The sequence below is a fragment of the Sphingomonas spermidinifaciens genome (assembly GCF_002351485.1).
Lineage (GTDB): Bacteria > Pseudomonadota > Alphaproteobacteria > Sphingomonadales > Sphingomonadaceae > Sphingomonas > Sphingomonas spermidinifaciens.
Genome location: NZ_NWMW01000001.1, coordinates 2,015,901 through 2,029,598, shown reverse-complemented (window position 1 = coordinate 2,029,598; position 13,698 = coordinate 2,015,901). Strand labels below are relative to the sequence as shown.

At 66.4% G+C, this 13,698-nt stretch carries 13 protein-coding genes; 10 read left to right on the top strand and 3 right to left on the bottom strand.

The annotated features are described in order from the left end of the window. Window positions 1-24: 24 nt before the first annotated feature. On the bottom strand, window positions 25-834 hold the full coding sequence (locus COC42_RS09675) for a pyruvate, water dikinase regulatory protein (protein WP_096342902.1): 810 nt from the start codon (window positions 832-834) through the stop codon (window positions 25-27). Between the two features lie 300 nt (window positions 835-1,134). Here COC42_RS09675 and hemE point away from each other — a divergent pair, with 300 nt between their 5' ends. From hemE to COC42_RS09655, 4 genes are all read left to right on the top strand, one after another. Next, window positions 1,135-2,178, top strand: coding sequence for a uroporphyrinogen decarboxylase (hemE, locus tag COC42_RS09670; protein WP_096342901.1), 1,044 nt, complete (start codon window positions 1,135-1,137; stop codon window positions 2,176-2,178). Next, a complete protein-coding gene (locus COC42_RS09665; RefSeq protein WP_096342900.1) occupies window positions 2,175-2,630 on the top strand; it encodes a CopD family protein in 456 nt (151 codons plus the stop codon). Before hemE ends, COC42_RS09665 begins: the two co-directional genes overlap by 4 nt. A gap of 152 nt (window positions 2,631-2,782) precedes the next feature. Then, complete coding sequence (gene rho, locus COC42_RS09660) at window positions 2,783-4,039, top strand: transcription termination factor Rho (RefSeq protein ID WP_096342899.1); 1,257 nt, start codon at window positions 2,783-2,785, stop codon at window positions 4,037-4,039. Window positions 4,040-4,223: 184 nt separating this feature from the next. Beyond that, the gene (locus COC42_RS09655) at window positions 4,224-4,952 is read left to right on the top strand and encodes a TerC family protein (RefSeq protein WP_096342898.1); all 729 of its coding nucleotides are present in this window, start codon (window positions 4,224-4,226) and stop codon (window positions 4,950-4,952) included. A gap of 58 nt (window positions 4,953-5,010) precedes the next feature. Here the strand turns inward: COC42_RS09655 and COC42_RS09650 are convergent, their stop codons facing one another. Then, window positions 5,011-5,709, bottom strand: a complete 699-nt coding sequence (locus COC42_RS09650) for a dienelactone hydrolase family protein (protein ID WP_096342897.1) — start codon at window positions 5,707-5,709, stop codon at window positions 5,011-5,013. 74 nt (window positions 5,710-5,783) lie between these two features. Here COC42_RS09650 and COC42_RS09645 point away from each other — a divergent pair, with 74 nt between their 5' ends. Genes COC42_RS09645 through COC42_RS09620 form a run of 6 tightly spaced genes read left to right on the top strand, consistent with a single transcriptional unit; the run spans window position 5,784 to window position 11,480 of the window. Next, window positions 5,784-6,020, top strand: a complete 237-nt coding sequence (locus tag COC42_RS09645; protein WP_096342896.1) for a DUF6489 family protein — start codon at window positions 5,784-5,786, stop codon at window positions 6,018-6,020. A gap of 2 nt (window positions 6,021-6,022) precedes the next feature. Next, window positions 6,023-7,300 carry a tRNA uridine-5-carboxymethylaminomethyl(34) synthesis GTPase MnmE gene (gene mnmE / locus COC42_RS09640; RefSeq protein WP_096342895.1) on the top strand — a complete coding sequence of 426 codons (1,278 nt, stop codon included), beginning with the start codon at window positions 6,023-6,025 and terminating at the stop codon, window positions 7,298-7,300. A gap of 55 nt (window positions 7,301-7,355) precedes the next feature. Next, window positions 7,356-9,185, top strand: a complete 1,830-nt coding sequence (gene mnmG, locus COC42_RS09635; RefSeq protein ID WP_096342894.1) for a tRNA uridine-5-carboxymethylaminomethyl(34) synthesis enzyme MnmG — start codon at window positions 7,356-7,358, stop codon at window positions 9,183-9,185. Beyond that, on the top strand, window positions 9,182-9,796 hold the full coding sequence (rsmG, locus tag COC42_RS09630) for a 16S rRNA (guanine(527)-N(7))-methyltransferase RsmG (protein ID WP_096342893.1): 615 nt from the start codon (window positions 9,182-9,184) through the stop codon (window positions 9,794-9,796). The genes mnmG and rsmG overlap by 4 nt, the downstream gene beginning before the upstream one ends. Next, complete coding sequence (locus tag COC42_RS09625; RefSeq protein ID WP_096342892.1) at window positions 9,793-10,572, top strand: ParA family protein; 780 nt, start codon at window positions 9,793-9,795, stop codon at window positions 10,570-10,572. The genes rsmG and COC42_RS09625 overlap by 4 nt, the downstream gene beginning before the upstream one ends. After that, a complete protein-coding gene (locus COC42_RS09620) occupies window positions 10,569-11,480 on the top strand; it encodes a ParB/RepB/Spo0J family partition protein (RefSeq protein ID WP_096342891.1) in 912 nt (303 codons plus the stop codon). The genes COC42_RS09625 and COC42_RS09620 overlap by 4 nt, the downstream gene beginning before the upstream one ends. Window positions 11,481-11,496: 16 nt before the next feature. Here the strand turns inward: COC42_RS09620 and paoC are convergent, their stop codons facing one another. Beyond that, window positions 11,497-13,698 (bottom strand): aldehyde oxidoreductase molybdenum-binding subunit PaoC, encoded by a 2,202-nt coding sequence (paoC, locus tag COC42_RS09615; protein WP_096342890.1) that lies wholly within the window; start codon window positions 13,696-13,698, stop codon window positions 11,497-11,499.

The window sequence follows — 13,698 nt, the reverse complement described above, 5'->3', positions numbered from 1 at the left end:
CGCTCTGCGAGGCAAGGGTGAGCCTCACTTGCCCCGCTCCTGATAGAGGGTGATGACCGCCGCCGCCGTCTCCTCGATCGAGCGGCGCGTCACGTCGATCACCGGCCAGCCATTGTCGGCGAACATCCGCCGCGCGAATGCGACTTCGCGCGACACCGCTTCCTGGTCGACATAGGGCGTCTCGGGCGCCTGGTTGAGGCTGAGCAGGCGATTGCGGCGGACCTGGATCAACCGGTCGGCGCTGGTCGTAAGACCCACGACCATCGGGTTCTTGAGCGCGAAGAGCTTGTCGGGCGGCGGGCTCTCGACGACGATCGGGATGTTGGCGACCTTGTACCCGCGATTGGCGAGATAGATCGAGGTCGGCGTCTTCGACGACCGGCTGACGCCCGCCAGCACGATCTCCGCCTCCTCCCAGTTCTCCCAGTTGAGGCCGTCGTCATGGGCGATGGTAAACTGGATCGCGTCGACGCGCGCGAAATAGGCGGCGTCGAGGATGTGCTGGCGCCCGGGCCGCGCCTTCGCCGCCTGGCCGAGCAGTCCCGACAGCGCGGCGTTCACCCCGTCGAGCGGTGCCACCGCCGGCAGGCCCATCGCCCGACACCGGGCCTCCAGCGTCCGGCGGATATCGGCGTTGACCAGCGTGAACAGGACGAGGCCCGGATTTTGCGCGATTTCCTGCAGGATGCGCTCCAGATGCGCCTCCGACCGGACCATCGGCCAGAAGTGCCGCAGCGTCTCCACGTCGTCATATTGGGCGAGCGCCGCCTTGGCGATGTTCTCCAGCGTCTCGCCGGTCGAGTCCGACAGGAGGTGGAGGTGCAGGCGGTTCACCGGCTGGACCGATCTGTGGACAACATGGGGAGAGGCGCTAGCGCAACTTCGCCCCCCCGCCAAGGCGTGGACAAAGGGCACATCGATCCCCAGTTCGTCCACATTCCCTGCATCGACCAAAGGTTCCATCCCCAGCCTGTGGATAATGTGGACGCTGCCGCCGAATCCGAGCGCATCTGCGGGGCCGCCGGGGTCAAGCTGTTGGCATTTCCGGCAGCGCGGCTTAAGCCACGAAACCCACGCGCCATCCTCTTTCAACATCCATCTTAGATTCTTCTTTATTGTTTGAAGGGACCCTGATTGCGCCGTTCCGACACGCACCGACCCTTGCTTGCGACGCTGAAGGGTGCGCGACAGGCCGTGCCGCCGATGTGGCTCATGCGACAGGCCGGCCGCTATCTGCCCGAGTATCGCGCGCTGCGAGAGGCGAAGGGCGGTTTCCTCGCAATGGCGATGGATCCGGCTGCGGCGTGCGAGATCACGATGCAGCCGATCCGCCGCTTCGGTTTCGACGGCGCGATCCTCTTTTCCGACATCCTGACCGTGCCGATGGCGCTTGGCCAGCAGCTCTGGTTCGAGACGGGGGAGGGGCCGCGGCTCGCCCCACCGCTCGCCGATGCCGCAGCGATCGACGCGCTTCAGCCCGGTGCGCCCGATACGCTTGACCCCGTCTATGCCGCGGTCCGTAACATCGTCGCGATCCTGCCCGATGAAGTGACGATGCTGGGCTTTGCCGGATCGCCCTGGACGGTCGCCACGTACATGATCGCAGGGCAGGGGAGCCGCACGCATGATGCCGCCCGCCGCCTCGCCTACCGCGATCCCGCCGCCATGCAGCGGCTGGTCGATCGCATCGTCGGCGTGACGATCGACTATCTCGCTCGCCAGCACGAGGCGGGGGTGGAGGCGGTGCAGCTGTTCGACAGCTGGTCCGGCAGCCTCAGCCCCGAGCAGTTCGAGCGCTGGGTCATCGCGCCGAACAAGGCGATCGTTGGGGGGCTGCGCGCGCGCTGCCCCGAACTCGTCATCATCGGTTTTCCGAAGGGGGCAGGGGCCAAGCTCGCCGACTATGCCGAGCAGGTGGGAGTCGATGCGGTCGGCGTGGACGAGACGATCGCCCCCGAATGGGCGGCCCGCGAGCTGCCGGCTGGGATGCCTGTCCAGGGCAATCTCGACCCGCTCGCGCTGATTGCCGGCGGCGACGCGCTCGCCCGCGCGGTGGATCGCATCCTGACCGCGTTCGCGGGGCGGCCGCATGTCTTCAACCTCGGCCACGGCATCCTGCCCGACACGCCGATCGCGCATGTCGAGGCGCTGATCGTGCAGGTAAGGGGCGCCGCGTGATCGGCTATCTGGACGGAGCCTATCTCTGGGTGAAGGCGGCGCATGTCGTCTTCGTCATCTTCTGGATGGCGGGGTTGTTCATGCTGCCCCGATATCTCGTCCATCATCAGGAAGGCCTGTCGATCCCCGGCGAGCCCGAGCGGTGGATCAAGCGTGAGGCGCTGCTCCGGCGGATGATCCTGACGCCGTCGCTGGTGATCGTCTGGGTGCTGGGGCTGGCGCTGGCGCTCAACCTCGGGCTTCTGGATGGGCAACCGGGGCTCGGCTGGCTCCACGCCAAGCTTGCGCTGGTGATCGCCCTCAGCGGCTATCATGGCTGGGCGGTGGGCTATGCCAGGAAGCTCGCCGCCGGTCGCCCGACGCTCAGCCCCCGCACGCTGCGGCTGGTCAACGAAGTGCCGGCGCTCGCCGTGATCCTGATCGTTGTGCTGGCCGAGGTGAAGCCGTTCTGACGTTGACTTGAATCACAGCCCACCTTAAATCCCGATAACGTGCAGCGTTGCCGTTCCGGCGACCACCCGCACGCCCTCCCTCCAGCATCGACGCCGGCGCATTCGCCGAGCCGCACGACGCCCCCCTCCCAACGCCCGCACCGGACGCCCCAATGCACCTCAAGGACTTGAAGAAGAAAACCCCCGCGGAACTGGTCGAGATGGCCGAGGCGCTGGGGGTCGAAGGCGCGTCGACGATGCGCAAGCAGGACCTGATGTTCGCCATCCTCAAGGTTCAGGCCGAGAATGGCGAGCAGATCATGGGCCTCGGCACGATCGAGGTGCTGCCCGACGGCTTCGGCTTCCTGCGCAGCCCCGAGGCGAACTATCTCGCCGGCCCCGATGACATCTATATTTCGCCCAATCAGGTCCGGAAGTTCGGCCTGCGCACGGGCGACACGGTCGAGGGCGAAGTTCGCGGGCCCAAGGACGGCGAGCGCTATTTCGCGCTCACCAAACTCATCAGCGTCAATTTCGACGATCCCGATGCGGTCCGCCACCGCGTCAATTTCGACAATCTGACGCCGCTCTATCCCGAATCCAAGCTCAAGCTCGATCCGTTCGACCCGACGCAGAAGGACAAGTCCGCGCGCGTCATCGACATCGTTTCGCCGCAGGGTAAGGGCCAGCGCACGCTTATCGTCGCGCCGCCGCGTGTCGGCAAGACGGTGATGCTCCAGAACATCGCCAAGGCGATCACCGACAATCACCCCGAGGTGTTCCTCATCGTCCTGCTCATCGACGAGCGGCCCGAGGAAGTCACCGACATGCAGCGCAGCGTGAAGGGCGAGGTCGTCAGCTCGACGTTCGACGAACCCGCGCAGCGCCACGTCCAGGTCGCCGAGATGGTGATCGAAAAGGCCAAGCGCCTGGTCGAGCACAAAAAGGATGTCGTCATCCTCCTCGACTCGATTACCCGCCTCGGCCGCGCCTACAACACCGTCGTCCCTTCGTCGGGCAAGGTGCTGACCGGCGGCGTCGATGCCAATGCGCTCCAGCGGCCCAAGCGCTTCTTCGGCGCGGCGCGCAACATCGAGGAGGGCGGCTCGCTCTCGATCATCGCCACCGCGCTGATCGATACGGGCAGCCGCATGGACGAGGTGATCTTCGAAGAATTCAAGGGCACCGGCAATTCCGAAATCGTCCTCGACCGCAAGGTCGCCGACAAGCGCATCTTCCCGGCGATGGACGTCGGCAAGTCGGGCACGCGCAAGGAAGAGCTGCTGGTCGAAAAGCCGATCCTGTCGAAGATGTGGGTGCTTCGCCGCATCCTCATGCAGATGGGTACCATCGATTCAATGGAGTTCCTGCTCGACAAGATGAAGGACTCGAAAACCAACGAGGATTTCTTCGACTCGATGAACTCCTGATCGAGCCCACGCGCGCCTAGCGAAGCTAGACGCGCGTCGCGCCGATTCCGCCGGCAGGCGCAGTTTGACCGACGACGCGGACCTCGCCCGCGGCGGCACGGGAAACCATCCCGGCTCCCAACCATTCACATCATTCACGGCGCGGGCCTCTTGCCCGCGCCGTTTTCCCGTCTAGGACCGGCATATGCTCGAGCTTCTCTACAGTGCCGCCGCCGCGACCGGCGGGATCGGTTCGCCGGCCGAAATCTGGCAGCACATCCTGGCCGATTTCGCCAACATCACCGAACCGGCGGCCCTTGCCGCATTCGGATCGGTGCTGATGATCGACCTCGTCCTCGCGGGCGACAATGCGATCGTCGTCGGCGCGCTAGCTGCGGGACTTCCTGCGGATCAGCGCAAGAAGGTTATTCTGATCGGGATCGGCGCGGCGCTGGTTCTCCGCATCCTGTTCGCGTTGATCGTGACCTGGCTGATGGGGATCGTCGGCCTGATCTTTGCCGGCGGACTTTTGCTCTTGTGGGTCAGCTGGAAGTTCTGGCGCGAGATCCGCGCCGGCCATCACAGCGATGGTTCGCCCGAAATCGCCGGCGACGAGGCGTCGGGCCTCAAGCCCGCCAAGAGCTTCGCCGGCGCCGCCTGGTCGGTCGCGGTTGCCGACGTGTCCATGAGCCTCGACAACGTCCTTGCCGTCGCCGGGGCCGCGCGCGAGCACCCGGGTATCCTCGTCGTTGGCCTGCTCCTGTCGGTGGCGCTGATGGGTCTTGCCGCCAATTTCATCGCCCGGCTGATCGATCGCTATCGCTGGATCGCCTATGTCGGGCTCGGCATCATCGTACTGGTCGCGCTCAAGATGATCTACGAGGGCTGGATGGGCACGCCCGACACGCTGGGACTTGCCAGCCTGTTCATGTGATCTGACGGCTGTCCGACATCAAACCTGGGGGGAGCGGGCGACCGCTCCCCCTTTCATGTCAGCCGAGGTGTGTCGCGAAGAAATCGCGGGTGCGCGCATCGGCCTTGTCGGCGGCTTGCGGCGAACGACGGTTGCCGATCTCGGTCGCGAAGCCGTGATCCTCGCCGGGATAGTCGTGCAGCGTAACCCTCGGATGGTTGTCCAGCCCCGCGTGCATCTTCGCCTGGGCCTCCTTATCGACGAACCCGTCGTCGCCGGCGATGTGGAGGAGGAGCGGGTTGGCAATGGCGTGGGCCTCGCCCAGCAGCCCGTCAATGCCCACCGCATAATAGCCGACCGACGCGTCGACATCGGTCCGCGCCGCGGTCATATAGGCTAGGCGACCGCCGAGGCAGTAGCCCACGACGCCGACCTTGCCGCTATCGGGAAGGTGAGCGCGAGCGGCACGGATCGTCGCCTCGATGTCGCTGATCGCCTGGTCCTGATCGAACCGGCCCATCAGGTCGAGCCCGCGCTGCATCTCCTCCGGCACGTCAGGGTCGAGTTCGATCCCTGGCTCGATCCGCCAGAACAGGTCGGGCGCGATCGCCAGATAACCATCGGCGGCGAGGCGGTCGCACTTCTGCCGGATGCCGCGATTGACGCCGAAAATCTCCTGAATGACGACGATCGCCGCGCGGGGTGTGCCCTCGGGCTTTGCGACATAGGCGGGGAAGCGGCCCTCCTGCTTCAGCGTGTCGATCTCGATCTGCGGCATGGATGTTCCTCTTGGTTGCGTGCGCGCGCTCAACGCGCCTATCGTGCGGGGGTTCGCGCTAATCGGGGTGGCCAATGAAAATCAATGTCGAGGTCGACTGCACGCCGGAGGAAGCGCGGCGCGCCATGGGCCTGCCCGATTTCACGCCCGTCCACGAGCGCTATGTCGCGATGGTCCAGGAAACGATGGAGAAGGGGGCGAGCCCCGAGCTCATCGAAACGATGATGAAGAGCTGGGCACCGATGGGCGAGGCTGGCCTCACCTTCTGGCGGCAGCTTTTCGACATGTCGGCGAAGAGCCCGCGCGACTGATCATGGCCGATACGATCGTCGCGCTGTCGAGCGGGCCGCCGCCCGCGGCGATCGGCGTGATCCGGCTGAGTGGGCCGCAGGCCTTTGCGGCGGCCAGCGCCGTGGCCGGACCCCTTCCCGAACCGCGCCGGGCGGCGGTGCGGCGTCTGCGTCATCGAGGCTTGGTGCTCGACCAGGCGCTGGTGCTCGTCTTCCCCGCGCCCGGCAGTGCGACGGGCGAGGATTTGGTCGAGTTCCACGTCCATGGCGGCTTGGCGGTCGTTGAGGCGGTCGAGCGAGCATTGCTTGCGCAGCCGGGCGTCACGGCTGCGGCGCCTGGCGCCTTTACCCGCCGGGCGCTTGAGAACGGTAAGCTTGACCTTGCGCAAGTTGAGGCACTTGGCGATTTGCTCGCTGCACAGACCGACGCGCAGCATCGCGCGGCGGTAGCGGGCACCGAAGGTTTGCTGCGTCGCACCATCGATGATTTCACCGCAGAGCTGCTCGGCGTCGCGGCATCGGTCGAAGTTGCGTTGGACTTCGCCGATGAAGAGGACGCTGAAGCGGCGTCCGACACGGAGTTGCGCGACCGGCTGGAGCGACTGCGGAAGCGGATGCAGGCGCGGCTCGAGCAGCCATTGGTCGAGGCGCTCCATCGAGGATTCCGCGTGGTGCTCGCCGGCAGTCCGAACCGTGGGAAATCAACCTTGCTCAATGCCCTGGCCGGTCGTGAGATGGCGATCGTGTCACCGGTGGCGGGGACAACACGCGACCGGATCGAGGTCAGCGTAGCGCACGAAGGCGTCCCCTTCGTGCTGACCGACACGGCAGGCTTGCGCACGGCTTCGGATGATCCGATCGAGGCGATCGGTATCGATCGAGCGCGAGAGGCGATCGAGCGGGCGGACGTCATCCTCTGGCTGGAGGACGAGTTGCCATTGCCGCGTCCCGATGCGGTCCGGGTAGCCTCTCACGCCGATGTTGTAGATCGCGTCGCGCCAGCTGATGCGATCGCTGTGTCAGGCGTGACGGGAGCGGGCTTGGCCGAGCTGTGGGCAGCCATCCACCGCGCGGTTGCATCAAAGTTGCCGCCCGAGGACGGCAGCGCGCTCAATCGGCGTCAGCACAGGGAACTTGCGACTGCGGCAGATGAAATCGCCGCGGCTGCCCAGGCAGGTGATTTGTTGCTTGTGGCCGAGCATCTGCGACAGGCCCGCTCAGCACTCGACCGCGTGACCGGCGCGGCGGGGGTAGAGGCAATGCTCGACCAGCTGTTCGGACGATTCTGCATCGGCAAATAGTGTGTTCCACGTGGAACGTTTTGACGACCGCGTGCGGCGCGCGTAGGGCGGGCACATGCAATTCGACGTGATCGTCATCGGTGGGGGCCATGCCGGCACCGAAGCCGCAGCCGCGACCGCGCGTCGTGGCGCGTCGACCGCACTCGTCAGTTTCGATCCGTCGACGATCGGATCGATGTCATGCAATCCCGCGATTGGTGGGCTTGGCAAAGGCCATCTCGTACGTGAGGTTGATGCGTTCGACGGGTTGATCGCGCGTGCCGCAGACGTTGCTGGCCTACACTACCGCATGCTCAACCGAAGCAAGGGCAGCGCTGTTCAGGGGCCGCGGGTCCAGGCCGATCGCCGCCGCTATGCTGCCACCATCCGGACGATGCTGTCGCGTGAGACCCGGCTGACGATCGTGAAGGGCGAAGCGGCGTCGTTGATTGTCACTGGCGGCGGCGCGGCGGGTGTCATGCTGGCGGACGGCACGGCGCTTTCGGGTAAGGCGGTCGTCCTGGCCACCGGCACGTTTCTCGGCGGGCGGATTTTCCGTGGTGAGCTGCGAGCGGACGGGGGGCGGATCGGGGAACCAGCCGCGACGCGGCTCGCCGACCAGTTGCGCGGTTTGTCGCTGCCAATGGCGCGCCTCAAGACCGGCACGCCGCCGCGCCTCGACGGCCGGACGATCGATTGGGCGCGTCTGCCGGTGCAGCCGAGCGACGACGACCCCTGGACCATGTCGCCGATGACGGACAGGCGCGTGCTGCCGCAGCTGTCCTGCGCCGTCACGCGCACCAACGCACGCACGCACGAGATCATCGCGGGCGCTCTCGATCGCTCGCCGCTTTTCTCTGGTGCGATCGGGGCGCAGGGGCCACGCTACTGCCCTTCGATCGAGGACAAGATTCATCGCTTCGCCGACCGTGACGGCCATCAGGTTTTTCTCGAGCCGGAAGGGATCGACGATCGTCTGGTCTATCCTAACGGGATCTCGACCTCGTTGCCCGACGACGTGCAGCGAGAGATGATCGCCAGCATCGAGGGATTGGAACGCGCACGGATCGTGACGCCTGGATACGCCGTTGAGTACGACCACATCGATCCGCGAGCACTTGATCGGTCACTTGCGGTCCCGGCAATGCCGGGGCTTTACATGGCGGGACAGGTCAACGGCACGACGGGTTACGAGGAGGCGGCGGCGCAAGGGCTGGTCGCCGGTCTGAACGCGGCGGCGCATGCCTGCGGACTTGCACCGGTCGGCTTCGATCGCGCGACCAGCTATATTGGCGTGATGGTCGACGATCTGACGTTGCAGGGCGTGACCGAACCCTATCGCATGCTCACCGCACGTGCCGAGTATCGGCTGCATCTGCGCGCCAACAATGCCGAGACGCGCCTGTCGGCGGTCGCGGCGGCAGCGGGGTGTCTGTCGTCAGCGCGGCTTGAGCGGATGCGCGTGCGTGAGCGCGCCCGCGGCGAGGTCGACGAATGGCTCGGGCAGACGCGCACGCCGCATGAACTCCGGCTCGCCGGGGCCGAGGTCGCGCTCGACGGCACCCGGCGGACGCTTGCGGAATGGCTCCGGTTTGCACAGGTGACGCCGGCGCAGCTACTGCAGGGGCTCGAGGCCGAAGCGTCGGTGGTTGGCGAAGCCGTCGAGGATGCGCGTTATGCGCCGTATCTGGAACGACAAGCTGCAGAGGTCGCTTCCCTGCATGACGAGCAGGTCCGTCTCTCGAATGCCATCGACTACGGCGCCATCGCCGGCCTTTCGAACGAGATGGTCGAGCGACTGTCGGCGGCAATGCCTGATACGCTCGCCGCCGCTTCGCGCATTCGCGGGGTCACTCCCGCCGCGCTGACGGCAATTCTCCTCCATGTTCGGCGGCGGGCGGCGTGACCGAGGGCGAGGCCCGGGAGTGGATCGCCGACCGGTTCGGCAACGCAGCCGTCATGCGGCTGGAGGATTATGCCGAACGGCTGCTCGCCGAGAGCGAACGCCAGAACCTGATCGCGCGATCGACCGCGAACGAGCTTTGGACGCGCCACCTGCTCGACTCGGCTCAGTTGGTGCCCTTGGCGAAGGGTGCGGGTGACGGCGAGTGGATTGACATCGGTTCGGGCGCGGGATTGCCGGGCATCGTGGCGGCTATCCTTCAGTCGCGACATGTGGTGATGATCGAGCCGCGCCGCCGGCGCGCCGACTTCCTCGAATCGGTGATCGCGGCGATGAACCTCGATGCCGAGGTGCTCTGCACGTCAGCGGTACGGTGCCGCCGCACTCCCGCCGCGATCGTCTCCGCACGCGCCGTTGCGTCGCTTGACATGCTGCTGATGGATAGCGCGGGTTTCACCGACTTATCCACCATTTGGTTGCTGCCCAAGGGTCGTTCGGCCGAAAGCGAACTGGCCGATGCCCGCGCGGCATGGCATGGAGTGTTCCACGTGGAACCCAGTTTGACCGCCGCCGACTCGAAGATCGTAGTCGCCCGGCAAGTGAGGCGCCGATGATTATCGTGACCGTCGCCAATCAAAAGGGCGGGGTGGGCAAGACGACCAGCGCAATCAATGTTGGCACCGCGCTGGCTGCGACGGGTAAGCGAGTCCTGCTGATCGATCTCGATCCACAAGGCAACGCGTCGACCGGCCTCGGCATCGGGCGCAATGATCGCGAGCGGTCGAGCTACGACCTGCTCCTCGGCGACATGACCGTCGACGATGCGGTGATCGCGACGCGCGTCCCGAACCTCGACATCGTGCCCGCGACGCAGGATCTTTCGGGTGCCGAGATCGAGCTCATTGAGTTCGAGGCACGCACCCACCGCCTCGATCAGGCGATCGAGCGCGGCGGCAAGCGTTGGGACGTGGTGCTGATCGATTGCCCACCCTCGCTGGGCCTGCTGACGATCAACGCGATGGTGGCGAGCCACGCGCTGCTCGTGCCGCTCCAGTGCGAGTTCTTCGCGCTCGAAGGGCTGAGTCAGCTCCTCACCACAGTCGAACGGATTCGCGAGCGGTTCAATCCGGGTCTGTCGATCCTGGGTGTCGTGCTGACGATGTACGACCGGCGCAATCGGCTCACCGACCAAGTTTCCGACGATGTGCGGGCGGTGCTGGGCCGCGTCGTGTTCGACACTGTGATCCCGCGCAACGTCCGTCTGTCGGAGGCACCGAGTCACGGCGTGCCGGCGCTGATCTACGACCATCGCTGTGCGGGGTCTCAAGCCTATATCGCGCTGGCGAGGGAAGTGATTGGTCGGCTGCCACGTCTGGCGAAGGCGGCATGAGCGATCCGACCCCCCGCAAGGCTCGGCCGGCCGGCCTTGGTCGAGGACTCTCCGCGCTGCTTGGCGACGCCGCGCCGCGGGCGATGCCGACCGATGACGCGCTGCCGGCGGTCGCCTCAAGCGTGCGGATGCTGCCGGTCAGTTCGCTCGCACCGCATCCGGGCCAGCCGCGGCGGCACTTCGATGAAACCGCGCTCGACGAGCTGTCCCAGTCGATCGCCCAGCGCGGGATCATCCAGCCGATCGTCGTTCGTCCGCACGGCAAGGATTATCAGATCGTCGCCGGCGAGCGCCGCTGGCGCGCGGCGCAGCGTGCGCGGCTGCACGAGGTACCGGTCATCGTCCGCGACCTCGACGACGCCGAGACGCTTGAGATCGCGCTGGTCGAGAATATTCAGCGCCAGGATCTCAACGCTATCGAAGAGGCCGACACCTATTCCAAGCTGATCCAGACCTTTGGCCACACGCAGGAGGCCTTGGGCAAGCTGGTCGGCAAGTCGCGCAGCCATGTTGCCAACCTGTTGAGATTGCTCGATCTTCCGGTAACGGTGCAGAAGCTGGTGATCGACGGTGCGCTCAGCATGGGTCATGCCCGCGCGATCATCAACGCTCCCGATCCGGAGGCGCTGGCCGAGCGCGTGGTCGAGCGCGGCCTGTCGGTGCGCGATACCGAGAAGCTGGCGCGTGCCGGGGCACCGGCCGGAGCGGGCACGCGCGAGCGCAAGATCGCGCCCGCGGCGCCTTCTGACAATGCCGATATCGCCGCGCTTGAGCGACAGATCGGCGACGTGCTTGGCCTCAACGTGAGGATCAGCTTCGGCGAGGGCGGGGGTACGCTGACAATCGGCTATTCGACGCTCGACCAGCTGGACATGGTGTGCCAGCGGCTGTCGGGCGAGGTCATCTGACCCCGCCCGACGGCGCTCAGGCGGCGGTGACGGGCGGCAGCTTGCCGATGATCTTGTCGAGCGTGATGGGATATTCGCGCACGCGCACGCCGCAGGCATTGTAGATCGCGTTCGCCACCGCCGCGCCGACGCCGCAGATGCCGAGCTCACCTACGCCCTTGGCCTTCATCGGAGACGACTTGTCGTCGGTCTCGTCGAGGAAGAACACGTCCTGCACCGGAATGTCGGCATGGACGGGCACATGATACTCGGCGAGGTCGTGGTTGACGAAATAGCCGAAGCGCGGATCGACGACGAGCTCCTCCATCAGCGCTGCGCCTGCGCCCATCACCATCGCGCCGATGACCTGGCTGCGCGCAGATTTGGGGTTGAGGATACGACCGGCGGCGAACGCGCCGCTCATCCGCCGGATACGGACCTCGCCGGTGACCGCATCGACGCCCACCTCGGCGAAATGGCCGCCGAAGGTGGCTTGGGCGTAACGCTTGGTGAGGTCGCCGAACTTGATCGTGTCCTCCGCCGATAGTCCCTCGCGCCCGGCGACCTCAGACAGGCGCACTCGCTTGTTGCCCTGGCCGACGAAGCCATCGGCAAACTCGGCTGTCGCCGGATCGAAGCCGGCCTTGCGAGCCACCGCCTCGCGCAGCTTGAGGCAGGCGGCATAGACGCCCGCGGTCGAACTATTGGCGCCCCACTGGCCGCCCGAGCCTGCCGAGACGGGAAAGCTCGAATCACCGAGTAGCACGATCACGTCGTCGACATCGACGCCCATCATCTCAGCCGCGGTCTGCGCGACGATGGTGTAGGTGCCGGTCCCGATATCCGTCATGTCGGTGGCAACCGTCACCTTGCCCTTGGCATCGATGCCGACGCGCGCGCCCGAGTCCATCGCAAGGTTGTCGCGGAACGCCGACGCCATGCCATAGCCGACCAGCCAGCGACCGTCGCGCACCTGACCCGGCTTGGCCTTGCGGGCGTTCCATCCGAATCGCTCCGCGCCGATACGCAGACATTCGACGAGCTGGCGCTTCGAGAAGGGGCGCTCGGGCTTTTCGGGATCGACCTGCGTGTCGTTGAGGATGCGCAGCTCGATCGGGTCCATGCCCAGCTTCTCGGCCAGTTCGTCCATCGCGACCTCAAGCGCGAGCAGCCCGACCGCCTCGCCGGGCGCGCGCATCGCATTGCCCTCGGGCAGGTGCAGCGTCGCGAGGCGGTGCGCGGTCATGCGGTTGGCGCCGGCATAGAGGAGCCGCGTCTGGTTCGCCGCCGTCTCCGGCCCGCCGCCTGGCAGGTCGCCCGACCACACCTCGTGCGCGATCGCGCCGATCTTGCCGGCTCGGTCCGCGCCGATGCGGATGCGCTGGATCGTTGCAGGCCGGTGCGTAGTGTTGTTGACCATCACCGGGCGCGGCAGCGCGACCTTGACCGGGCGACCCGCCGCCTTGGCCCCCAGCGCCGCGAGCACCAGGTCGGCACGGATCCAAAGCTTTGATCCGAAGCCGCCACCGATATAGGGCGACTGGACCCGGATCTTTTCCTTGGGGATCAACAGCGTTTCGGCAATGTCGCGCCGTGCCCAGTCGATCATCTGGTTCGACGTCCAGACGTTGAGCATATCCCCGTCCCACGCCGCGATCGTCGCCATCGGCTCCATTGCCGAATGCGCCTGATCCGGGGTCGTATAGGTCGCGTCGATCTTTACCGGCGCACTGGCGAAGGCGCCTTCGAAGTCGCCGACTGCGGTGTCGGCCGACCGGCCGGGCTTCACCGCCTTGCCCTTTTCCTTCTCCAGATCGAAGGCGCCGGTGCCGCGCGCATATTCAACCCGGACGAGGGCGGCGGCGGCGCGTGCCTGTTCGAAGGTTTCGGCGACGACGACGGCGACCGCCTGGTGATAATGCTCGACCTCCGGCCCGGCGAGCAGCCTGGCGGTGATCGCTTTGGCCTTGCCGAGCTTGCCGGCATTGCTGTGATGGACGACGGCGAGCACGCCTGGTGCCGCCTCGGCCTCCGCCGTGTCGATGCGGGTGATGCGACCGGTGGCGACCGTTGCAGGCACAATCGCGCCATAGGCCTGGTTGGCGACGACGTCGTGCCGTTCATACGCATAGGGGGCGCGGCCGGTCGTTTTGAGCGGGCCGTCGATGCGGCTCAGCGGCTTGCCGACGACGCGCTGGCGGTCGATCGGATTGGCGGTGGCGGGTTCGTTGAACTGCAT